Below are 23,948 nucleotides of genomic sequence, written 5' to 3' on the forward strand. Positions count from 1 at the left end.
AGATTCTATACGTCTGATAATCGATGTCTTATAAAGGATGTCTGATAATAAAAAGTAGAATATAGATCACACCATAAAAGCGAGAGGCTTCTGAAAGGGAGCCTCTTTTTATATTCTTTATTTTATCCCATTTTCGTATGATAAAACACACTTTTCTTGATGAATTCGGTCTTAAAGTATGGTTAAACCAAGGTAAAAGCATCAAAATGGGATCAAACCATAGGAATTACATACTTTCACATTACTTCCCATGGTTTCAGTTCGACCCTGCCCAGAATTAGGTATTCGAATAAACATTGATTAACATTATAAGACTATCAAAATAAGGCTATCAAACCCTAGGTCTTAATACTAACTACTAACTACTAAATACTAACGCTAAAATACTACCTTTGCTTGATGGACCAAAAAATTTTCCAACTTGATAATGGACTGAGGGTGTTGTTGCATCCGGACAGGTCGGCGATTACCCATGCCTGCTTGATTGTCGATGTGGGTTCCAGGCATGAACAGTATGGGAAATTTGGAACAGCCCATTTTATTGAGCATCTCTTGTTCAAGAGGACGGAGAGGCGCAGTACCAATCAGATCCTGAACCGTTTGGAATCTGTCGGAGGCGATCTGAATGCCTATACCACCAAAGAGTATACCTGTATACATGCCTCTTTTCTCCATCCTTACCTTGACCGGGCATTGGATCTATTTGAGGATCTAATTTTCCATTCTGTTTTTCCGATGGATGAAATGGAAAAGGAAAAAGGCGTAATCCTGGATGAGATGGCATCTTACCAAGATAGTCCGGAAGATGCGATCATGGATGATTTTGAGGATATGGTGTTTGCAGGATCTGGTTTGGGACATAATATCCTCGGTTTGGAGGATGATCTGAAATCTATTGAACAACAGGATATAAGGCAGTTCATAAATACCCATTATGCCACTTCCAAAATGGTGATCGCCATTTCGGGGAATTATACTGAAAAGAAGCTGTTGGCAATAGCCAACAAGGTTTTTGGACGAGTGGCCATTAACCTTTGGGATCATGCCGCAGAGAGTTTCCAAAAGCCTAAAAAGCAGGAGCTGGCATTGACCAGGCCGATTAATCAGGCCCATTATGTATTGGGTGGACATGGTTATGGGATCTATGATGACCGAAAAACGGGGCTACTGCTGTTGAACAATTTGTTGGGAGGTTATGGCATGGCATCTATCCTCAACCTGAATATCCGGGAGAAATACGGTATTGCGTATACCATCGAATCAAATTACAGTTTGTATTCGGATACCGGACTTTTCAGTATCTATTTTGGTACGGATGAGGAAAAGGTTGAGAAAGCTTTACGATTGGTCCGAAAAGAACTGAACAAACTAAAGGAACAGCCCTTGTCGGAGACCTTTTTACAAAGGGCAAAAAATAAGTTCAAAGGGCAGATCGCTTTGGCCGAAGAGAACCGGATGAGCCTGATCATTGCGGAAGCGAAGAATATCCTCGATTATGACCGCGTAGTTACCCTTTCGGAAGTCTTTGAAAATATCGATAAGGTGAGTACGAAGGAGATCCAGGAAATCGCCAACGATGTTTTTGGCGATGATAACCTTTCTTCCTTATCATTCATTCCAGAAGAATAAGGAATTTTTATATTTGTGATAGAAAAAAGAACCTGATATGAAGACAGCGTATATTTTCCCTGGACAGGGAGCCCAATTCGTAGGAATGGGTAAAGATTTGTATGACTCGAGTGAGGAATCAAAAGCACTTTTCGAACGTGCGAATGAGATCTTGGGTTTCCGTATTACAGACATCATGTTTGCCGGAACAGACGAAGAGCTAAAACAGACCAAGGTTACCCAACCTGCCATATTTTTGCATTCCGTAATTCTAGCGAAAGCTTTAGAGGATCAATTTCAGCCTGCGATGGTTGCTGGGCACTCACTAGGGGAGTTTTCTGCCTTGGTAGCTGCAGGAGCATTATCTTTTGAAGATGGTCTTCAGTTGGTGGCAAAGCGCGCAAATGCGATGCAGAAAGCCACAGAATTGGAGCCTGGAACGATGGCTGCCATTTTAGGTTTGGACGATATTATCGTGGAAGAGGTTTGTGCGCAGATTGAAGATGTGGTGGTTGCAGCGAATTATAACTGTCCCGGACAATTGGTGATTTCTGGAACGGTAGCTGGAGTGGATAAAGCTTGTGAGAAATTATTGGAAGCTGGTGCGAAAAGGGCGTTGAAATTGCCGGTTGGTGGTGCGTTTCACTCGCCACTGATGGAAGCTGCAAAGCAAGAATTGCAGGCGGCGATTTTAGATACGGAGATTACTATTCCGGTTTGTCCGATCTATCAGAATTATGATGCGAACCCTTATCAGGATCCGGTGGCTATTAAGGAAAATTTAATTGCGCAGTTGACTGGGGCGGTTAGATGGACCCAAACGGTGGAAACGATGTTGGCAAATGGCGCTGAAGCTTTTGTGGAAGTTGGTCCTGGAGCGGTATTGCAAGGTTTGGTGAAGAAGGTGAATAGACAGATCCAGACCTCGTCTGCGACGGTATAAATAATAAAAAAAACAGATCGGAAGGATCTGTTTTTTTATTTAAAAATTATTTTTTCGCCAATGAATGCTGCGAAATTGGTTTTTTAGCAGATTCTATGAGTTCTTTCATCTCAAGTTTTATATAATCTATTTCAGAAGAGGACCCTGTTAACTTATAACGAATGATACCATCTTTATCAACTATAAATTTGGCAGGTATTCCAGTAATACCCAACTTTTCAGCTAATATTTTTCCATTATTAGGATCTTTCTGATCATCATAAACCACTTCGAAAGGATAATTGTTTTTGCTAATAAAGCTTGCCACATTTTCTTTATAATTTTTATCCCTTTCCCAAGTGTTGATGAATAAAAATTTTACATTATTGTCATTGGCATACATTTCTTGTGCTGCTTTCATTGCTGGGAAAGATCTTATACACGGACCACACCAAGTTGCCCAAAAATCTAATATTAGTGTTTTACCTTTTAAACTTTCCAAACTAACTTTCTCGCCCTTAAGGTTTAGTAGTTCAAAATTTGGCATAGTTTGATTTATTGCAAATTGTGAAATATGCTCTTGAATGTATTTAATAACTTCATTATCCAATCTATTGATATAACCTTCAAAACCCTTATCGGAACCATTTAATGAAGTGTAAAGTTCATGCATTTTAGTTTTAAATGCAAAATTGCCCGATTTATAAATCATTTCTAATTGTTGAAGGGCCTCCAATTTTCTGCCTGCATTTTCCAAAGCCTTGAAATAGGTATTGCTGAACCGCGAAGCAAATGTTGGATTTTTTGAAATGGCATTTTCCAATAATGTCATCACTTCTTTATGCTTACCTTGATTACTGTAGATATTTGCTAATTGTGAAACATATCCAGGATATCCTACCGCAGCAAAACCAGCCTTATTATCTTGTTGATCTTTGGGGAGGTTCATAAAATATTCTGCATCTTCAATGGAGGTTTGAATTAATGGAATTGCCGATAAAGTGTCTCCTTGTTGTAGTAGTGTTGTCGCAACAGGAATAAATCCTTGGGCCCGCCAAAAACGTTCATTTAATTGATTTAGATAAGATAAAGATTTTTCTTTATTGCCTTCTTCAATATATGAATTCGCAATATTTGCAATAAGGTAATCATATGCTATTTTAATTTCATCTGTTTTTGGGATCGGCCATTTTTTTAACAGTTTTTTATAGCTATTTTCTTTGTCTTTCGCAGTTTTCTGTTTATAGAAATCATTAGTAACAAATTCTTGTCTTGCCACAAGACTTTTCGGATATTTTTTTGCAATTACACTTCGTAGAGAATCAGAACTTTCTTCACGTCCTAATTGATATAAGTAATTACTGATTACTTCTAGACGGTTAGCATCCTTGGAGGTTTTTGCCTCTAAACTTAATTCATTCGCAAGTGTGTTTTTTTGAGCTAAGGAGCCATTTTGAACAATTTCATTCATTCTTTTTGTCGCATCATCAATTTTGTTCTGCGCGAACAATGAACTTGTCATAAATAGCAATGCTGCGGTAGTTTTAAATTTCATGTTTTTAATATTTATAGGCTAAATCAATTATTTTTCCAAAGCCAGAGAATGTTTTATCAAGACTCTCAATAGCTCCAGTCTGGTTTATTTTAAAGAAATATACTTTGCCTTCTGAACCGTTCCACGTGGATAAAATAAGACGGGGGATAGAATTGCCATATCCATGTTTTTGGAATTTTATTTTTGTTGCAATTTCATTTGAAGGAAGAGTGTATTCAATAGTATATGTATTTGAGGTTACTTCATAGCGATAGAGTTTTCCATCATTTACATAAAATAGATGCGGAGAAAGGGTGGAGGCAGTTATATCTGATGCCTGAGCAATACCCGGTGAAATTATTTCTTGTTTTCCAACAGTAATTGAAGGATTTGAGGCGTTTCTTAAGGTTCGGAATTGGAGCAGATATCCTTTGCCTCCATCATCCTTCATAATGGCATTGCGGATCTCTGTTATGTTGGAGGAGTCTAGTTTTATTAGATCTAAGCCTACGTTATTCATATCGAAGATGCTACTGTTTTGGTTAGCTTCATCAAATGAATTTAAAGCACTTGTGGTAACTCCATAAAACCGTTTGTTTTTTGTGTCAAACATGATGATGTTATAGGTATCTGTATAACTGTTGCCAGAAATATGTTGAGGGGCCAAAACATAATCATAACCATTATTTGGAGACCTTAGCTGGGCTCCAAATTTTTTAGCTCCTGGGAAACCTCCGACCATATTAATATGAACATGCCCATCATTTAACAAAACACCAACATTACTACCCGAACTACCTCCCCAAGCAATATATGACGGCTTTATAATATTTGGTGGCGAAAAGAACAGGTATTCATAATCGAATCTTTTTTTCATGGTTGTTCCATCAAGTTCAACGGCATCAGTTTCCCCAACGATATAATATTTTTTACCACTGGGCCCGACATCATCAGTTATTGATGCATTCGAAATAGTAAATGATTTTGGATTTACGATTGGATGATTGCTGTTTCGAAATGAATAAATATCATGGTACACTGTGCCATTATTTAAAATCATCGATAAATCTGCTTTTCCCGATTTATCTTCTAAAAACATCCATCCTTGAGTGAAAATGTCAGATATACTTAACTGGTAAAAATGAAATGAAGAAATACCATTAATGTTGTTTGTAACCTTAAAGGTTAATTTATAAGTTTCCCCAATAGTAAATATATTAGGGTCAATGATGTAATCTAAATTCTTCGTATTAGAAATTTTTGTGCTATCCTGAACATAGGACGCACTTGGAGAATTTAAATAGACAAACCATTCGTAGGATAGATCATCATTATTTCCATTAAGTTGAATTTCAGGGTTTAATTTTAATGAAGATCCTTGTTGAATAAATATAGTTCCCACAATGGATTGATCGTTAACCTCAATTTTTGGGACATTTTGGTATTCGTAATTTCCTTTATCTTTTGCGCATCCATACATAGTTAATCCCAATATGAAGGCTATAAACGTGTTTTCAAATTTTATTTTCATATCATTATATTAAGGGATTATCACTCTATTTCCGTTTTCATCCATTAAAGGACCATTCATTTTCTCATATTCATAAATTGCTATCCTAGCCTTGTTGATCATATTGCTTTGGTCTTGTGGGAATAAATAAGGCACGTTCCAAGCTGTATAATTTAACTGTTGGGTTAGAAATAAAATTTTAGTATTGGAATAATCCCCAAACATATTCTGCCATAATGTTTGCCAATTTGTTGGTTTACTCAATAAATCTGTTATCGAAAAACGTAGAGTAACTCGATTGATTTTTGAATTTCCTATTACATCTTCATATCCCACCTCGAAATTTTCATTTTCTGCAATTAATAAATCTGCTCTGACTGTACTATCCTTTAGACCCTCTCTTCTGAAAAAAATAAGTTCAGCTGACCCATTTGAGCTATTCGCGGGAATAAATAGGTTATCAATTTTAAAATGATATCCTAACTTTGCCGTGGAACCTTCTTTAACTTTTACTGCAATTTCTCTATCTACGTCCTTAGGAAAGCCGATGATTCTAAAGTTGAGTGCAATAGTATCAGAAGTAACATTGGTAGGGTCAAAAGCAAAGCTTTTTTCGATACTATCTCTAGAAGTTTCAGTAGTATTTTTAAGAAAATATACTTTTGAATCTTCTTGATACATTAAGGGTTTATCTTCACTACAACCAATGAGGAATAGAAGTGAACATAAAAAGCCAAATATATTTGTCCAATTTTTCATTTTTTTGATTTTAATTTAATCCAAATTCGATTTCTTTATTTGGAATCGGGAAAACGTATTTTCCTAAGTTGAACGAGTAGTCCACTGTATTTTGAATGGAAGTGAATTTTTTACGTTTATAATAATACCATAATTGCCCTTCAGCGATAAATTCCTTTCGATATTCTTTAAAGATTTCTGAATCTAGTTGGCTTGAATTGGTAATGTTTGTATTAGTTAATGCAGGGATAAGGCGCGCTGTCCTTACTTTATTGATATATCCCAAGGCTTCCTGAACTGTAGGACTAGCTTCAGCTGCTATATAATACATTTCAGCTAATTTGATAACTGGAATTAATTTTTGGTTCACATTGTTAATGTTCGAACCCACATAATATTTATTGCTGTATACAGTTGATACATTAAATACATTCCACCTGGAGTTGGAGGCTTGAGGTCCTCGGATATCTATAGCATGGCCAGAAACCGATACTTCAAAATAATTGTTCAAATTAGTCTGAGTAGAAAAATAATCTTCACCTTCGGCGGCATTACTTTCAGTCTTGAAATAACGATCAGATACTGTTTTTAAATCTGATTTGTAGACTGAAAAGATATGTTCTGTACTAAAAATAGCATTTGAAGAAGCTAATGTAGGATTTGTAGTATTTGTGTTGCCATTTACGAAATAGAATTTTTCACTAGAAATCACTTCCTTAGAATATTTTAAAGCGTTTTCTTTATCTTCATTATATTGATAAACCCGAGCTAATAAAGCTTTGACTGCCCAATAATTTAATCGGTTCTGTCGGAATGATTGAAACAATTCTAGATTATTTTTCCCAGCATTGTCTTTAATTTGATCTATTTCCTGATCAATGGACAATAATTCTTCAGCAGCTTTTAGATCAATGATAATTTGGGAAATAATTTCTTCAAAGGATAATGATTTAGAAGGATTGACTGAAAATGCTGTCATATAAGGGATGGTAGATTGTTCGATAGGTTGTAATTGTGATTTTACAGGAGCGAACAATCGCAATAAATCAAAGTGGACCATTGCTCTAATTGCCAATGATTCCCCTTTGATCAAATTAAAATTATGCGGTTGAAATAAATGACGATTTGCATCGATATCCTTTAAAATGTAATTTGTTTGGGCAATAATACTATATTGTTCACTCCAAAGGCTGTTAATGGTAGCTTCAACACCAGCGTCGGCATAATTATACCTAGCTAATTGACCATACATATCAACAGTTTGATTCGCTTTGTTTTGGAACAATTGCGCCAAGACATCCAATACGCCATATCCTAAGTTTTTTCCATAGCTATTGTTTTCAGCCATTTTTTGGTAAGTGCCAATTAGTGCATCTATGTATCCTTGTTGCGAGCTGAATTGTTTGTTTTCCGTTGTTTGTGTGCTAGGTTGCACATCCAACCACTTATTACAGGAATTTAGCGTAAAAAATATTATTGATAAAAAGATTAGTCCAATGATGGATTTCTTTCTCATGTTGATTTTCATTATTAATTCCATCTTAATTAAAAACTAGTTGATATTTGAAATGTAAATGATCTGCTGAACGGATAGTCTAAGCCACGTTCTCTTCGGATACTTGAAAATCGAAATACATCGTTTGAGAATGCCGTTATCTTCGTATTTCTCATACCCCATTTTTTAGAAATTTCATCATTGAAACGATAAAAGAGGGAGATGCTTTCTAAGGACAGGAGATTGTCATTTTGGACAAACCTTGATGTAGCATAGGTTGGTGTAGTATTTCCATATCCATCGGCATCTATTAGTCCTTTATAGAACGTGTGGTCTCCTTGATTTAACCAGCGTTCTTCTGAAACTCTTCTGTCAACATTATAAAGTCTAACATTTACATTTTCTACTCTGTCGACCAAGGTTTGATTATAAGATTGACCCCCCATTTTGAACCGAAAAAATGCGTTTAATCCAATTCCATTATACTCAAAGTTTGTCCCAAAGGTACCTTCTAGATCTGAACGAGTATCACCCACAATAATTTGATCTAATGGATTGTATGTATTTGTTAATCGGCCATCCTTGGTTAGGAAGATTTCATAACCCGTAGCAGGATCAATTCCCAAAGATGGTACTGCCCAGATAGCCGTGGTGGATTGACCTTCAGCAAATCGAGTAATTGGTAAAGTAGATAATTGTTCATCTGCCGCTTTATTCAGAGCAGATATGGTGTTTGATACCCTTTCGATTTTATTTTTAACCGAGAATAGGTTCAAGAAAATAGACAAATTGTTCCGATTGTTAGGATTTGAAATAATATTAAATTTCGAATATAGTTCCCAGCCATTTGATTTTAAGTCGCCCATATTTTCCTTAAAATCGATAAACCCCGATGAAGGAGCTGTTGAAATAGAAGCAATTGACCCTTGGGTTTTCTCAATGTAATAATTCGCCGATAGATCAAGCCTGTTAAATAAGGTAATATCTACTCCTAAATTGTTCTTTTGAGTTTTCTGCCAAGCTAAATTTGGATTTCCGTATCCGAGTAAATAAGTGCCGATCATGCCACGATATTCCGTGGCTGTAAAATATCGTGATGTGGTAAGTCCGTAAAATGAATCAAAATTCTGTGATCCAGTGTATCCAAACGAATAACGGATTTTAAGTCTATTAATACCTTCAATATCCTTTATTAGATTTTCATTATGTAAATTCCAACCTGCCCCAGCTGACCAAAATGGAGCAAACCGGTTGTTGGAACCAAATTGTGATGAGCCATCAACCCTATATGAAAAATCTAATAAATATCGATTGTTATGAGCAAAGGATATATTTGAAAACAGGCCAGCAAGTCGCTTTATGTTTTCAGTTCCGATAGGTTTACTGCCAAGGTCGAACTGAAGCCCTTGAGTTATATCATCCATACTTGCATTTGGAAATCCAACAACCAAAAACCTTTGTGTATTGTTATCCTCCTGGGATATATTTGCTCCAAGGGTTGCGAATATGAGGTTTTTACCAAACGTTTTACTTAAGTTGGCTGAAAATATCCCCTCGTAACGCTGATTTTTTCCGTAACCTTTATTGTATGACCCCTTTTCAAATGTGGGTGTGTTAGCAAATGTTGAATGTTGTGCAGGTAAGAATTTATCGGATTCATCCGCTTGGAACAGGTAAGCAAATGTTCCGCGTAATTTTAGCCAGGAATAAGCTTGCCATTCCAAGGCAAAATTATTGATAATACTATGGTACTTCGTTTGATCCAAGATATTGAGACTGGCATCATATAATGGATTAGTCGGTCTTCCAACATAACCCGTTAGGTTATTGTAAGTATCAAAATTTGTTAGCCTTGCACCGGTATCTTCGTTATAAATTTCCTCGAGATATAACTTATAGGAACCATCCGAATTAAACGGAGTCCAATATGGATTTAATTGGGTATACTGTTTAAAAGACCCAAAAGGTGAATTATTCCCTAAATTACTTACCAGTGTAAGATCGTTCTTGAACATTAGATTCTTAAAACGATAGGATAGAAAAGTATTACCAGTCATAGTCTGACGGTTAGAACCTTTCATAACTCCAGAGTTGTTATAATAATTTAAGTTGATTCCATATTGAATTTCGTCTTTCCCTCCTTCCACATAAATATTGTGTTTTTGTCCAATCCCTGTACGGATTGGTTGTGCTAGCCAATCTGTGTTTACTCCTGAAGTAACAGCCCTTAATCTCTCATTGTATATGGTTTTCAGTTGTTGATCGACTGAATTCCAGGAATAGTCATATACACCAATCTGCTTTTCAATAGCTAATTTTTCAGAAGAATTTAACACATCGTAATCTAAGATGTCAGGGGATTCAATGGTGGCATTTCCAGTATAGGTTAAATTTAGTTTCCCTGCTTTAGGTCGTATAGTTTCTATTACTACAACTCCATTTGCTGCTCTAGATCCGTAGATAGATGTCGCAGTAGCGTCCTTCAATAAATCGATGCTTTTTATTCGTGTCAAATCCAGATCATTGATTCGTGCTAAAGAGACCTCAAAACCATCTAAAATAAATAGGGGAGTATTTGGATTGTTTGAATAATTAAATGGATTATTGGTGGAAGTGTTTGGATCTATTAGACTATTTCCTCCTCTTAGAGTTACCTCGGGTAGAGCATTAGGATTAGCTCCTAAATTTATGTTTTCCGGCATTTGAAAAGAGGGATCTAAAGATCGCAAAGCAGTTAATACATTGTCGCTGGAAACATTCTGTAATTGTTCTTGGGTGAAAGATCTTGCTGCCCCAGTATACATTTCCTTAGGTCTTTCAAATAAACCAGTAATTACCACATCTTCTATTTCTTGGGCTTTTGCAGGTTTCAACTGAATGGTTAATTCTGACCTTCCATCAAGTTCAACATCTTGGGTTTCAAATCCAATCATAGATAGGCTTATTGTTACCTGACTATGAGGTAAAATAAGACTCCAATGTCCATTTTGATCTGTTGCTGTGTTTAGTTTGAAGTTTGAAGAGTTAGTTTTTAGATTTTTTACCTGAACAGTAACCCCGGCAATGGGTTTATTTTGTTCATTAACAACTATTCCAGAAACCGTTTTTTGATAAACTTCAGAACTTTTGTTTAACTTTTCCGTTGGTTTATCTCCTACAAATAAAATAATGTTATTTCCTCGCTGTACATAAGTTAATGGCGTATTTTTCAGCACCATGTTCAAAGCTTCAGCCATTATTTCATTGGATAAATCAATTGAAATTTCATTATACTGGGCAACAATATCACTAGGATAAAAAAAGCTAAACCCAGATTGTTTTTGTAAATCGGATAATATTTGTTTTAAAGTTGCCTGTTTAAAACTGATTTCGACTTTAGTCGTATTGACATTTTGTCCAAAACTATTTGGTGTCGCAAATAGGTTTAAGGTTATTGTGGACAACATTGCACAAACCAATTTTATTTTCATAAGAAAACGGAAGTTAGACTGTTTATGCAAGGTGGTAAGGAGATGTAATCTACCCCTTGCAAAAAACCGTAGTTTTTGCATTATTTGTAATGGGATTAAGTGTAAACAATTGATTTAATTCTCCGGACTCCCCATTATGCTTCCTAGGGCTTGGGGGGTCTTGTTTTTTGGATTAAGTAGAATTTGAGTTTAGTTTCATATTTTTTGGTTTTAATGGTTGTTATTAGTTAAGGTTTTTGTTTTCTTTAATCTGATATCTCTTGTTTTTCAATTTTATAAAGGTTGTATTGGTAGTTACGCATAAGTTAGTAAGTACTTCCTCCAATTTTTCTGTTCCTTTATATACTCCGGATATTTTCAAGTTGGCTAATTTGGGATCCATTAATTCTATATTAACTTGGTAACGTCGTTCCAGCTTTTTAGTTAAATCCGAAAAAGTTAAAGCTTCAAAATTCATGTCTTCTTCCATCCATGCCATTTCATTTTTGGAAACTTCATTTAGAATTTTTATATCCTCATCCACCCGTTGGTTTTCTGGGATGATTAACTTTTGTTTTGCTTGGAGAATTCCTAACGTTTTATTTTCTTTTTCAACCCGTACTTTGCCATGGTCAACTATAACTTCAATGGTTTTACCGTTTGGGTTAGCAAGAATTGAAAAAGCAGTTCCAAGTACAGTAGTTTTAATATTCGCTGAATTTATAATGAAGGGTTTTATTTTATTTGGTGTCACATCAAAATATGCTTCACCTATTAGTTCAACCTCTCTGTCTTCAATTCCAAATTCTTTTGATAATAAAATTTCACTTCCGGGTCTTAGAATTACAATACTACTATCTGGTAATATGATATGTCTATTTTCAACTTGATTTATTGGAGTTTTAGCTAGTTGCTGAAAATCTTTCTGTTTGATTTGAAGAAATATCAAAAATGATGAAAACAACAAAATGGCAGCTGCTGCAGAATAAGATATCCTTTTGCGATATTTTAGTTTTGCATGCTTATTAACTGTTTCTTCCCAAATGGCAGATTTTATTTTATTTTCAAAGGATTGAAAGCTTTGGTCTTCTAAATCCCATACGATATCATCCTCCAATTGGGATTTATACCAAATCTCTAGACTCTTTTTCTCTTCCAGAGATGCTTTTCCAGAGAGGTATTTCTCAATCAGAATTTTGATTTGTTTTTCTTCCATAATTTTTGGGCTTCATATATATGTACCTTCTCGAAAGACATAACCCTATATGGAATTAAAAAAAATAGAAGTGAAATTAAAATAGTAATAAGAATACCAAGCTTAGGCCTACCTTATGGAGGTTTATACGAAGGATTTTTATGGCTCTGGTAATATGTGCTTCGACAGTTTTTACACTAATATTTAAATTGTCAGAGATTTCTTGATTGGTTAAATAGGTTTCTCGACTTAATTTGAATATGATTCGACATTTTTCTGGAAGTTTTTCTATTACCCCATCTAAATAGTCTTTGAGGAAACGTGCTTCAATTTTGTCGTCTTCAAGATATGAATCTGCTTGTTGCAAACCTTGCTCAATCTCGTTGAGTCTTTTGTTTTTATATATTACTTTAAATGTGCTGTATTTTACTGCAGTTGCCAAGTATCCTTCAATTGAATCGATTTCAATTTCTTTTCGGTTATTCCAAATAGAAATAAAAACTTCTTGAACCACTTCTTGGGCTTGTTCCTTATCCTTTAAAATATGATAGGAAATAGCAAGCAGTTTTTTCCAGTATTTATTATAAATTTCTGTAAACGCCTTCTCCGAGCCGGATTTTAAGGCGGTTATAAGTTTCCTATTTTCACTTAGCTTTTTCACAGAAATAGATTTAATCAGATTTTCAAATCTCATAAAAAAATGAATAATTCCAAAATCTGTCTTTTTTGAAGGAGATTACAATATAGGGAAATGTGATAATTAAAGCAAAAAAAGCCGATTCATTTGAATCTGCTTTTTTGCTTTAATTATCGGCTGATAATATTTTTAGACTTTTATACTTTTACAGCCCGAAAGCCTTTTTCACCTTATCCACATAATCCAATTTCTCCCAGGTAAACAAATCGACTTCTACCGTCTTTATCTCCCCGTTAGAATTTTCAAATGTCTTAGTCACTGTTTTTGGGGTTCTACCCATATGACCATAAGCAGCAGTTTCCGCATAGATCGGTTTTCTAAGTCCTAATCTAGTTTCAATGCCATAAGGCGTCATATCAAACAGTTCAGCAATAATCTGTGCGATTTCACCATCGGTTTTGTTCACCTTCGAAGTACCATAGGTATTCACATAGATACCCATCGGATCCTTCACACCGATCGCATAAGAAATCTGTACCAATAACTCATCAGCAACACCAGCTGCCACTAAGTTCTTGGCAATATGTCTTGTTGCATACGCTGCAGAACGGTCCACTTTGGATGGATCCTTTCCGGAGAAAGCACCACCACCATGTGCCCCCTTACCACCATACGTATCCACAATGATCTTTCTTCCCGTTAAACCGGTATCTCCATGTGGTCCACCGATCACGAATTTTCCCGTTGGGTTGATATGGTATTTGATCTCCCCATTGAACAATGCCTGTAATTCAGGTTTCAATTGTGCCTTCACACGCGGGATCAGAATATTAACGATATCCGATTTGATTTTCTCCTGCATTTCCTTTTCTTCCGCAAAATCATCATGCTGGGTCGAAATAACGATGGTATCAATACGCACAGGTTTGTGGTTGTCATCGTATTCCAAGGTCACCTGCGATTTCGCATCAGGACGTAGGTAGGGAATGCTATCATTCTCACGGCGTAGAGCCGCTAGTTCGTATAATAAACGGTGGGAGATATCCAATGCCAAAGGCATGTAGTTCTCGGTTTCATTGTTCGCATACCCGAACATGATCCCTTGGTCACCCGCTCCCTGTTCTTGCCTGGTCACGCGGTCAACCCCTTGGTTGATGTCAGCCGACTGCTCATGGATGGCCGAAAGCACACCACAGGAATTGGCTTCGAACATATACTCGGATTTGGTATATCCGATCTTTTCGATCACCTGACGGGTTATCTTTTGAACGTCTAAATAGATTTTTGATTTTACTTCGCCAGCCAACACGACCTGTCCGGTGGTTACTAGGGTTTCGATTGCTACGCGTGCATCTTCGTCCCAGGCTAGGAAATTATCGATCAATGCATCCGAAATTTGATCTGCAACTTTATCTGGATGTCCTTCAGAAACAGACTCGGAGGTAAATAAGTATGCCATAAGTGTTTTTTTTACGGTGGCAACAAAGCTACGATAAGTTGCATTATTTAAAAAGTATTTCAACCAAATTATTATCTTTAGCGGAATTATCAGATTGAGATGGCAAAGAAACGCATACTGTTTATAGTCAATCCCATATCCGGGGGGAAGAAGAAAACGGCATTTAATAAACAGGTATTGGAGGTGTTGGATTTAAGCCGATTTGAACCTACCTTTAAATTAACAAATCATGTGAACCATGGCTATGAGCTGGCCAAAGAAGCCATCGAAGAAAAATACGATGCGGTAGTCGCTGTGGGGGGCGACGGGACGATCAATGAGATCGGATCGGCTTTGGTAGGCTCGGAAATTCCACTGGGCATTGTCCCGGAAGGTTCTGGAAATGGACTCGCCTTATATTTAGGAATCCCCATGAACGAATCGGCCGCTTTGCGCCGAATCAACCGTTTCGAATTCCTGGCCGTAGATTGTGCCAAGGCCGAAGACCGGAATTTCTTCAATATCGCAGGCATCGGCTTTGATGCCTCGGTAAGCGATAAATTTGCAGGCGAAACCTTTCGTGGACCGGTAGGTTACTTACGCACGGTCATCAATCTTTTGAGTAAATATAAACCCAAGAAATATAAATTATTGATCGATGGGGAGGAATATGAGCGGGAAGCCTTTATGATTTCGGTCGCCAATTCGCCCCAATATGGCAATAATGCCTACATCGCGCCGAATGCTTCGATCACAGATGGCGTATTGGATGTATGTATTGTGCATAAATTTCCGTTATATACATTACCCTTGATGATTTTCCACCTCTTTAATAAGACGGCCGACCAGTCGGAATATGTGGAGATCATACCGGGCAAGAAGATTTGTATTGAACAGGAAGGTAAAGCTCCGGTCCACTTGGATGGGGAACCGATGGATCTCGGCCAGCAGATCCATATCGAAGTATTACCAAAAGCATTAAATATTATTTGTTAATTATGGCAAAACAGAAGAAGCAACGATTTGAAGGGATCGTATATTCTACGGATTCCGACTATTCCTATCAGGAATTTGATTCCGATGAGGACCGGGATACGCTTCCCAAGGAGAAGCAGAAGCTAAAGGTAGGTAGGGATAAGAAGGCCAGGAAGGGAAAAACCGTTACATTGGTGATGGGATTTATCGGCAAACAGGATGATTTAGAATCACTTTCCAAGGTTTTGAAGCAAAAATGCGGGGTAGGTGGAAGTGCGAAAGACGGCGAAATTCTGATACAAGGGGATTTTAAAGAAAAAATAATCCAGTATTTGGAATCCGAAGGTTATTCTGTGAAAGGCATTGGCGGTTAAGGGATATTTATCGCCTTAACCTATTAAAAAACAAAGAAATACTTGGTTTAAATGGTTTAAAATGGGTTGCTGTGGCAACGTTTATTGTGAGTAAATGCTCACTTAATTTTAACATTTAACGATTTGATAATTTGCATATCAGAAAAAAAATGGTTTTCATTGTAAAAAAAACAGTAATGTTAGACCGTTATGTACATAAAGTGATGAAGCATTGATTGGAAACTGCTGTAGCATATCAATGAGGACATAGACAGGCTTTAAATGCACTCTTATTATATCTTCAAATTAATTTTGTTTTTAACAGAAAATGCTATATTTGTTTTGAATTTATGTAAAATAACGCGATTTAGCTTGCATAAAATTGAATTTAACTTAATAATTAAACAACAGTAAAAAATCTAAAAATTAGTAAAAAAATGGCAAACGCACCAAAAACTACTACAGCCCCAGCTAAACAAGACAGTGGCACCGCGGGTAATTTATTTGCGAGTTTAGCAATTATCATTTGTTTGGTGATTGGTTACTTGGTTTACGAATTTGTAATGGGTGATCCAGCAAACTTTATCGACGGAAATCGCGAGAATCAACCAGTACCGGGTAACTATATGGGTATGGTTTATCATGCAGGTTACATCGTACCAGTTCTATTGGGATTATTCTTAATGGTATTCGTATTCTCTATCGAGCGTTTTATCGTTATTGGTAAAGCATCAGGTACAGGAAACGTAGGTAACTTCGTGAGAAAAGTACAAGGTTTGTTGAGAACAGGTAACATTGATTCAGCTATCCAAGAGTGTGATAAGCAAAAGGGATCTGTAGCAAACGTTATCAAAGCGGGTTTATTAAAATATAAAGATGTTGAAGCTAACCCAGGCTTAGATACTGAAAAATCGGTATTGGCTATCCAAAAAGAAATCGAAGAGGCTACAACATTAGAAATGCCGATGTTAGAGAAAAACCTAACGGTAATTGCAACGTTGGTTTCTATCGGTACATTAACAGGTCTATTAGGAACAGTAACAGGTATGATCAAGGCCTTCTCGGCGTTGGCAACTGGTGGTGCTCCTGACCAAGCAAAATTAGCGAATGGTATCTCTGAGGCCTTGATCAACACGGCAACAGGTATCGCTACATCTACCGTAGCTATTATCATGTACAACATCTTAACTTCTAAGATCGATACATTAACATATTCTATTGACGAGGCTGGTTTCTCAATCGTACAAACATACGCTGCAAACCACAAATAAGAAGATCCTGAAAAAAAGTTGAAAATAATTTATGCATTCTTCAACTTTTCAGCATCATCCTTATGAAAGCAATAGAGTGTTAATTTAAAGAAGTAAAGAAATGGGAAAAGCAAAAGTAAAAAGAGCCGGTACCTCCATCGACATGACGGCGATGTGTGACGTATCGTTCCTGCTTCTAACATTCTTCGTATTGACGGCAACAGCACGTCAACCAGAAACGATGCCCGTAGACACTCCTGCCTCTACTACACTAGAGAAACTACCAGACGATAACCTGGCAGTGATCTCAGTGAACCACGGAGGGAAGGTGTTCTTAGGAATCAAGAATCCTAACGTTAGGAAACTGACTCTTGAGAAGATGTCTGCAAAATACAGCATCCCATTCTCGGCCGAAGATTACGAGAAGTTCAAATTGATGGACGACTTCGGTGTCCCAATGAAGGAATTGCGTGGTTTGTTGTCTTTGGAAAAAGACAAGCGTAAAGAGGATGTTCAAAAAGGTATTCCTGTAGATAGTACAGAGGCCAATTCGAACGAGCTTTACCACTGGGTACAGCAAGCCCGTATCGCAACGGTGGAATTCAATCGTGAGCGCGCTGAAAAAGAGAAGAATTTCGTTGATCCAGGTCAATTGAAAGTCGCTATCAAAGCAGATGCAACCGAGAAATATTCCGTAATGAATTTGATCATTGAAACCTTGCGTAACCAAAAACAGAACAGATTCAGTTTTGTGACCGGATTACGTACGGAGAAATAATAGAATAAAATGGCAGAATTAAATCAAGACTCCGGAGGCGGTAAAAAAGGCGGGAAAGTCAGGTCGAAGAAAAACGGTGGTAAGGTAGATTTAACCGCGATGGTGGATCTAGCCTTCTTACTGATCACCTTCTTCATGTTGACAACGTCTTTAAGTAAGCCGCAAGCGATGGACATTGCCTTCCCTGATAAGAACAAAGATTTATCGGAGCAAAATCCAGAATTGGAAATTGCAGACAACCGTTCGATCACCTTATTATTAGGTTCAGACAATAAAATCGTTTGGTATTACGGCCAGTTGGCTAATCCGATCACTCCACCAACAGTAGTTGATTTCTCCAAAGAAGGTATCCGCAAAGTGCTTATCCAAATGAAAGCACAGGTTCCTCAAGCTACAGGCGGTAAAGACTTAATCGTCGTTATCCGTCCAAGTGATGAGTCGGTACACCTGAATACGGTAGATATATTAGACGAAATGAAAATCGTAGATATTAAACGTTACATGATTTCCAAGATCAAACCTGAAGAAGTACAGGTGTTGAAAGATAATGGAGCATACAACGTAAAATAATTACGGTAAAAATTTAAAGATATGATAGGTTCAAAATTAGATTTATTTAAGAAAGAATGGCTTGATGTCGTTTTCGAGAATAGAAATAAAGAATATGGAGCTTATGCCTTACGTAAGTTCGCGCCCAAAGCCACCAATATTGCTTTATTCTCCGTATCGGCAGTTGTTCTTTTCTTTGTAGCTGTGAAAGCCTTCGACCTGAACATCTTTCCTGAGAAGGAAGTGGTTCAAGAAGTTGATCTAGGCCCAGTTACCCTAGAGGATTTGGTACCTCCACCTGAGCCGGAAGAAGAAGAGCCTCTTCCACAAGAAGAGACACCTCCTCAACGTATACAACAAGATCCTCCAGCAGAAGACTTGATCCGTTTCCCAGAACCTAAGGTAGTGGATTCGAGACAAGTAAAAGAGGAAGTTGTTACCCAAGAAGAGATCAAGGAGAAAAACGCTACACCAGCAAGGTTGACCCTAAAAGGTACACCAGGTGGTACAGCAGTTCCTCCGGGAGAATTCGGAAGTAAAAAAGTGGATGGTGCTATCACAGGTTCCCTTAAAGGTTCACCTGATGGAGACCCGAACAAAGTTTATGACTTTGAGTCGGTAGAGGTTCCAGCAGAATACCCAGGTGGTATCAACGCTTTCCGTTCATTTGTTCAGAATGCATTGGTTTACCCTCCAGCAGCAATTGAGGCTGGTGTAAAAGGAACTGTTCAGTTATCTTTCGTTATCGATAGAAACGGAAAGGTGACAGACATCAAAATTGACAAAGATTTGTCTCATGGTATCGGGCAAGCAGCAGTTGCTGCATTGAAGAAATCCAAGAGCTGGAACCCTGCCATTCAGAACGGTAGGAAGGTACCTGTGAAGTTCTCCTTGCCAATCCGTCTTGACTTGTCTCAACAATAAGATACATATGTCGGATAATCCAACAAGAAATTCTTTTAGACGGAAATCGCCCACACAGCGATTTCTGTCTATTTTAGGGCTTGCCATGTTCCTGTTCTATTTCGTGTTGGGGCTATTGATCATCTTTTGGAAAGGCTTTCCCATCGAAATCAACCCCGCCTTCAAGAACATCTTTGGTGTGCTATTAATTGTATATTCCTTTATGCGCTTCGCCCGTCTGTGGCAAAATAATTTTAGGGATTAAATTAATCCTTAGCGCATATTTATATTCTAAATAAATATGAAGCGTAAGTTTTTAAGTTCTTTGCTTATTATAGGTTTATTGACCTTTGGTATTTCTTGTTCCAATTCGAAAACTGCGGATAAAATAGAAGTAGCCAAAGGTACCGGTGAGCCCAATGCCAGCACGGATAAAAATGATATCCTAACGGGGGAAATGACGGTCATCGTGGACGAAGCGGCCACTTCCATTCTGAACGAACAGTTGGAAGTATTTCGCTCTTCCTATGTGAACACGAAGATTCAGGTCATTTCTAAACCGGAGCGGGAAGCGATCAACAGCCTGATTCAAGGTGATGGTTCTATGGCCATTTTGGCCAGGGAACTGACAGAGCGGGAAAGCGCCGGGTTTGGAAATCGACAAATTACACCGAGAATCTTCCCAATATGGAATGATGGTGTGGTTTTTGTAAATAATATTTCATCCCCGGATACTTCGATCAACGTGCAGACGTTATCTTCATTGATGAAAGGTGATGCCTCCGGGAAAACCTTGTTGTTGGATAATATAAATTCCAGCATGGTTCGAAAAGTGAAGGAATTCAGTAAAGTGGATCAAATTTCCGCTAAATCTGTTCAGGCGATGAAAACGTCTACCGAAGTTCTTAAACAAATTGAAACAAACGTTAATGCGATAGGTATAGTCTCCTATTCCCAGTATTTGGATTATAGAAGGCAATTTGGAGAAGAAAATAAAATTCGTATCTTAAGCCTTCAAAATACGGGCAGTGATGGCAAGACGGTATTTACCAAGCCTTCACAAACTACCTTCGCAACGGAGGAATACCCCTTGAAAACGACGTTTTACGTATTGAATTATCAACCGAACATGGGTTTGGGAATTGGTTTTTCAGCCTTCCTTACGGGCGACCGTGGGCAAAGGGTGGTGCTGAAATCAGGACTGTTGCCAGTGACCATGCCAGGTAGAGAAATATTAATTAGAGATAACATAAATTAGTTTATAACAAAGAGTAAATAATAGATTATGACAAACAGCAAATTATTTTTAAGTCTTTTGTTAGCGGGAGCAGTAGGAACTGCAAGTGCACAAAGTTTAAAGGATGCTAAGGCTGCCATGGAAGTTGAACAATATGGTAAAGCAAAGACCATGTTACAGCAATTGGTAACCAAAAAAGCAAAAGATGGAGAAAACTATTTTTATTTAGGACAAATCCACCTGATCAACGAGAAGGTAGACTCTGCAGCTGTCGTTTTCCAACAAGGTCTAACAGCTGATCCGAAAGAGAAGTTGAACAATGTTGGTTTGGGTACCGTTGATTTGGAAAAAGGTAATGTTGCCGCTGCTGAGCAGAAATTTGCAGAAGCTAGCAACAACATTGGTAAAAAAGAGTATTTAAATCTTTATTATATCGGTAGAGCGTATATCGATGCGCCAAAACCAGACTATAAAAAAGCGATTGAATACTTAACCAGAGCGAAAGAAATGAATGCTAAAGATCCATTGATCTCCGTAGCATTAGGTGACGCTTATGCTGGTCTTCGTGAAAACAGCCCTGCATATGTAGCTTACCGTGACGCTTTGGCGATCAATGATAAGTTATTGGCACCAAAGATCGGTCAAGCGATCATCAGTAGAAGAGCGCAGGCTTATGATCAAGTTTTGGAAGATTTGAATTTGTTAACAACAGAACATCCTGACTATGGTCCGATCTACCGTGAGATTGCAGAAACGTATTACCAATCATCTCGTAAAGCACCAGATGAGCAATACCGTGAGATCAACTTAAAAGCGTTGGAAGCTTATAAAAAGTATTTGACCTTAACAGGAGATAACTCCGTAGATGCTAAACTTCGTTATGCGGATTTCTTGGTATTCTCGGGTAACTACGATGAGTTGAAAACCGTTTCTCAAGAGTTGGCTGTGATCCCTGATGTAGATCCTAAAGTATTCCGTTATTTGGGTTACTTGGCTTTCACACAGGACAAAGATTACGCAAAAGCGAATGAGAACATGACGCAGTTGATGTCAAAGGTAGACACTAGCCGTTTGATCGGACGTGACTTTTTGATCGCTGGTATGTCAGCGGTATTAGCTGGAGACAAAGCAAAGGGATTGGAGTATCTGAATACAGCCATTTCGAAAGAAGGAGAAGATGATGACTTTGATGCAGAGATCGCAGAAACTGCTTTCTTGAAATACCAAGAAGGTGAGATCGAAGCAGCGAAGGAATTATTCAAAATCCCTGCGGCTAATCCAAAATCAGCATTCTATGCAGATGCTAACTACTATTTAGGACAAGCAGCTTATGGTGTTGGTTCGAAATTAGTAGCGGCTCCAGAAGGTGTTGAATTGACTCCTGAGCAAGCGGCTGCAAAATACAACGAGGCAAAACCTCATTTGGAAGAAGCAGTAAGAGCATTAGGAATTGCAGCGCAAGCTACAGAGCAACGTGCTAAAGACATGTACCTGATCCCATCTTTGTACTACAAAGGTTTGTCGGAAATGGCATTGGATAACATGTTAGGTAATCCTGAAGCAGCTAAAGGTATTTTCGTAGATTCATTCACGAAATTATTGGATGCGATCAAAGCTTCTACCAAAGAAGATCCTAACAACAACGTATATGCAGCTGATGCGCATACCTACCTAGGATATTACGCATATATCAAAGGTGATAATGCAAAAGCGAAAGAGCATTTCAATCAAACAATTGCGTTAAGACCAGAAGATGCATTTGCAAAACAAATGCTAGAGAGTCTGTAATTTATAATGATTCAAAATAACAAAAAGGGGGCCGTTACAGATAACGGTCCCTTTTTTTGTTGACTTAATTTGCTATTTTTGTTATTCTACTAAATAGGGGTAAACTATAGATATGAATGAATTAGCTAGCCAAAGCGCACCTGTAGACTATATTCCAATTTTGATACAATTAGCTGTTGCTGTTGGGTTTGGTGTGACGACTATTATCGGCACCCATTTAATTGGTCCGAAGGTACGGACGGAGAATAAATTAGGCGCTTTTGAGTCGGGAGTGGAAGTGGTCGGAAATGCCAGACAGCCATTCTCTATCAAGTATTTTCTAGTTGCGATCCTTTTCGTGATTTTCGATATCGAGGTTATCTTCATGTATCCTTGGGCCGTTAATTTCCGTGAATTTGGGTGGCAGGGTCTAATCGAGATGTTCGTATTTATGGGACTCTTGTTGTTAGGCTTTATTTACATTATTAAAAAGAAAGCATTGGATTGGGATTAACCTGAGCAGGTTAATCTTTTCCATTTAAGGGAGACGAATAAAATGAGCAATATTACCTTAGCGGATAAGCCTCCAGGTGTAGAAGGGGCGGGATTTTTTGCAACGACTTTGGATAAGGCGATCGGATTGGCGCGTGCCAATTCCTTATGGCCTTTACCGTTTGCAACATCCTGTTGTGGGATTGAATTTATGGCAACTATGGGATCGACTTATGACCTGGCACGTTTTGGTGCGGAGCGTCCGAGTTTTTCACCACGCCAGGCAGATATGTTATTGGTGATGGGGACCATTGCCAAAAAGATGGCTCCGGTATTGAAGCAGGTGTATACCCAGATGGCAGAGCCACGTTGGGTAATTGCTGTTGGTGCCTGCGCTTCCAGCGGAGGTATTTTCGATACCTATTCGGTATTACAGGGGATCGATGAGATCATTCCGGTGGACGTTTATGTTCCTGGTTGTCCACCACGCCCAGAAGCTATCCTGGATGGCGTGTTGAGACTGCAGGATATCGTGAAGAACGAATCCCTCAACCGTAGAAATACCCCGGAGTACAAAGCATTATTAGAAAAATACGGAATTGCAACAGAAAATGGATAAGTTGACCAATCAACTCGTTATATCAAAGTTACAGGCCACTTTTGGCGACAAAGTGTACAACTTCAGCGAACCTAAAGGTTTGTTGACCCTTGAAACAGATCGAGAGACCATTATTGATCTGCTGATGCTGATCAAGGAAGATGAATTTATGCAGTTTATTTACCTGACGGATATCACGGCGGTCCATTATCCTGAATTGGAAAAGGAATATGCAGTGGTATACCATGTGCATAGTCTGATCCATAACGTCAGGATCCGTATCAAGGTATTTATCACCGCATCAGACCCTCGCATTCCTACAGCCTCCTTCCTTTGGAACGGAGCCAACTGGATGGAACGGGAGACCTACGATTTCTTCGGGATACAGTTTGAAGGGCATCCTGATCTGCGCAGAATCCTGAACATGGACGACCTTGGCGTATTTCCGATGCGCAAGGAATATCCATTGGAGGATCCGAACCGAGTTGATAAAAAGGATTTTTATTTTGGCCGTTAAGGG

Annotated in this window: 22 protein-coding genes; 14 read left to right on the plus strand and 8 right to left on the minus strand. The window is 38.0% G+C overall.

Annotated features, from left to right (window positions below; genetic code table 11):
* The first annotated feature begins 399 nt into the window (after positions 1 to 399).
* The gene (locus VJ786_RS00865; protein WP_336557063.1) at positions 400 to 1,629 is read left to right on the plus strand and encodes a M16 family metallopeptidase; all 1,230 of its coding nucleotides are present in this window, start codon (positions 400 to 402) and stop codon (positions 1,627 to 1,629) included.
* A 37-nt stretch (positions 1,630 to 1,666) separates the two neighbouring features.
* Positions 1,667 to 2,551, plus strand: coding sequence for an ACP S-malonyltransferase (gene fabD / locus VJ786_RS00870; RefSeq protein ID WP_336557064.1), 885 nt, complete (start codon positions 1,667 to 1,669; stop codon positions 2,549 to 2,551).
* A gap of 46 nt (positions 2,552 to 2,597) precedes the next feature.
* Here fabD and VJ786_RS00875 read toward each other — a convergent pair whose 3' ends face one another.
* The 8 genes from VJ786_RS00875 to metK form a co-directional block, all read right to left on the minus strand.
* A complete protein-coding gene (locus tag VJ786_RS00875; protein WP_336557065.1) occupies positions 2,598 to 4,085 on the minus strand; it encodes a redoxin domain-containing protein in 1,488 nt (495 codons plus the stop codon).
* A 4-nt stretch (positions 4,086 to 4,089) separates the two neighbouring features.
* A complete protein-coding gene (locus VJ786_RS00880; RefSeq protein WP_336557066.1) occupies positions 4,090 to 5,595 on the minus strand; it encodes a PKD-like family lipoprotein in 1,506 nt (501 codons plus the stop codon).
* Between the two features lie 9 nt (positions 5,596 to 5,604).
* Entirely contained in the window at positions 5,605 to 6,333 is a 729-nt protein-coding gene (locus VJ786_RS00885; protein WP_099365009.1) for a DUF4843 domain-containing protein, read from the minus strand.
* A 10-nt stretch (positions 6,334 to 6,343) separates the two neighbouring features.
* Positions 6,344 to 7,828: a RagB/SusD family nutrient uptake outer membrane protein gene (locus tag VJ786_RS00890; RefSeq protein ID WP_336557067.1), complete on the minus strand. Its 1,485-nt coding sequence runs from the start codon at positions 7,826 to 7,828 to the stop codon at positions 6,344 to 6,346.
* A gap of 29 nt (positions 7,829 to 7,857) precedes the next feature.
* Positions 7,858 to 11,277, minus strand: a complete 3,420-nt coding sequence (locus VJ786_RS00895; RefSeq protein WP_336557068.1) for a SusC/RagA family TonB-linked outer membrane protein — start codon at positions 11,275 to 11,277, stop codon at positions 7,858 to 7,860.
* Positions 11,278 to 11,500: 223 nt separating this feature from the next.
* The gene (locus VJ786_RS00900) at positions 11,501 to 12,472 is read right to left on the minus strand and encodes a FecR family protein (protein ID WP_336557069.1); all 972 of its coding nucleotides are present in this window, start codon (positions 12,470 to 12,472) and stop codon (positions 11,501 to 11,503) included.
* Positions 12,473 to 12,548: 76 nt separating this feature from the next.
* Positions 12,549 to 13,145, minus strand: a complete 597-nt coding sequence (locus tag VJ786_RS00905) for an RNA polymerase sigma-70 factor (protein ID WP_099365005.1) — start codon at positions 13,143 to 13,145, stop codon at positions 12,549 to 12,551.
* A gap of 148 nt (positions 13,146 to 13,293) precedes the next feature.
* Positions 13,294 to 14,547 carry a methionine adenosyltransferase gene (metK, locus tag VJ786_RS00910; RefSeq protein ID WP_134778249.1) on the minus strand — a complete coding sequence of 418 codons (1,254 nt, stop codon included), beginning with the start codon at positions 14,545 to 14,547 and terminating at the stop codon, positions 13,294 to 13,296.
* Positions 14,548 to 14,646: 99 nt separating this feature from the next.
* On the opposite strand from metK, the gene VJ786_RS00915 reads away from it, so the two are divergent.
* From VJ786_RS00915 to VJ786_RS00970, 12 genes are all read left to right on the plus strand, one after another.
* Entirely contained in the window at positions 14,647 to 15,522 is an 876-nt protein-coding gene (locus tag VJ786_RS00915) for a diacylglycerol/lipid kinase family protein (RefSeq protein ID WP_099365003.1), read from the plus strand.
* A gap of 2 nt (positions 15,523 to 15,524) precedes the next feature.
* On the plus strand, positions 15,525 to 15,875 hold the full coding sequence (locus VJ786_RS00920) for a translation initiation factor (protein ID WP_134778248.1): 351 nt from the start codon (positions 15,525 to 15,527) through the stop codon (positions 15,873 to 15,875).
* A 416-nt stretch (positions 15,876 to 16,291) separates the two neighbouring features.
* Positions 16,292 to 17,125, plus strand: coding sequence for a MotA/TolQ/ExbB proton channel family protein (locus VJ786_RS00925; RefSeq protein ID WP_099365001.1), 834 nt, complete (start codon positions 16,292 to 16,294; stop codon positions 17,123 to 17,125).
* 100 nt (positions 17,126 to 17,225) lie between these two features.
* A complete protein-coding gene (locus tag VJ786_RS00930; RefSeq protein WP_134778247.1) occupies positions 17,226 to 17,882 on the plus strand; it encodes an ExbD/TolR family protein in 657 nt (218 codons plus the stop codon).
* Positions 17,883 to 17,891: 9 nt separating this feature from the next.
* On the plus strand, positions 17,892 to 18,452 hold the full coding sequence (locus tag VJ786_RS00935) for an ExbD/TolR family protein (RefSeq protein ID WP_099364999.1): 561 nt from the start codon (positions 17,892 to 17,894) through the stop codon (positions 18,450 to 18,452).
* Positions 18,453 to 18,473: 21 nt separating this feature from the next.
* Positions 18,474 to 19,355 carry an energy transducer TonB gene (locus VJ786_RS00940; RefSeq protein ID WP_134778246.1) on the plus strand — a complete coding sequence of 294 codons (882 nt, stop codon included), beginning with the start codon at positions 18,474 to 18,476 and terminating at the stop codon, positions 19,353 to 19,355.
* A gap of 7 nt (positions 19,356 to 19,362) precedes the next feature.
* Complete coding sequence (locus VJ786_RS00945; RefSeq protein ID WP_099364997.1) at positions 19,363 to 19,599, plus strand: hypothetical protein; 237 nt, start codon at positions 19,363 to 19,365, stop codon at positions 19,597 to 19,599.
* Between the two features lie 36 nt (positions 19,600 to 19,635).
* Positions 19,636 to 20,592: a PstS family phosphate ABC transporter substrate-binding protein gene (locus VJ786_RS00950; protein WP_336557070.1), complete on the plus strand. Its 957-nt coding sequence runs from the start codon at positions 19,636 to 19,638 to the stop codon at positions 20,590 to 20,592.
* 27 nt (positions 20,593 to 20,619) lie between these two features.
* Complete coding sequence (locus tag VJ786_RS00955) at positions 20,620 to 22,359, plus strand: tetratricopeptide repeat protein (protein ID WP_099364995.1); 1,740 nt, start codon at positions 20,620 to 20,622, stop codon at positions 22,357 to 22,359.
* A 112-nt stretch (positions 22,360 to 22,471) separates the two neighbouring features.
* The gene (locus VJ786_RS00960) at positions 22,472 to 22,852 is read left to right on the plus strand and encodes an NADH-quinone oxidoreductase subunit A (RefSeq protein WP_099364994.1); all 381 of its coding nucleotides are present in this window, start codon (positions 22,472 to 22,474) and stop codon (positions 22,850 to 22,852) included.
* Positions 22,853 to 22,894: 42 nt separating this feature from the next.
* Complete coding sequence (locus VJ786_RS00965) at positions 22,895 to 23,449, plus strand: NADH-quinone oxidoreductase subunit B (RefSeq protein ID WP_134778244.1); 555 nt, start codon at positions 22,895 to 22,897, stop codon at positions 23,447 to 23,449.
* Positions 23,442 to 23,945, plus strand: coding sequence for an NADH-quinone oxidoreductase subunit C (locus tag VJ786_RS00970; RefSeq protein ID WP_134778470.1), 504 nt, complete (start codon positions 23,442 to 23,444; stop codon positions 23,943 to 23,945). Before VJ786_RS00965 ends, VJ786_RS00970 begins: the two co-directional genes overlap by 8 nt.
* Positions 23,946 to 23,948 lie beyond the last annotated feature (3 nt).

The sequence above is a fragment of the Sphingobacterium tenebrionis genome (genome assembly GCF_037126265.1).
Classification (GTDB): domain Bacteria; phylum Bacteroidota; class Bacteroidia; order Sphingobacteriales; family Sphingobacteriaceae; genus Sphingobacterium; species Sphingobacterium tenebrionis.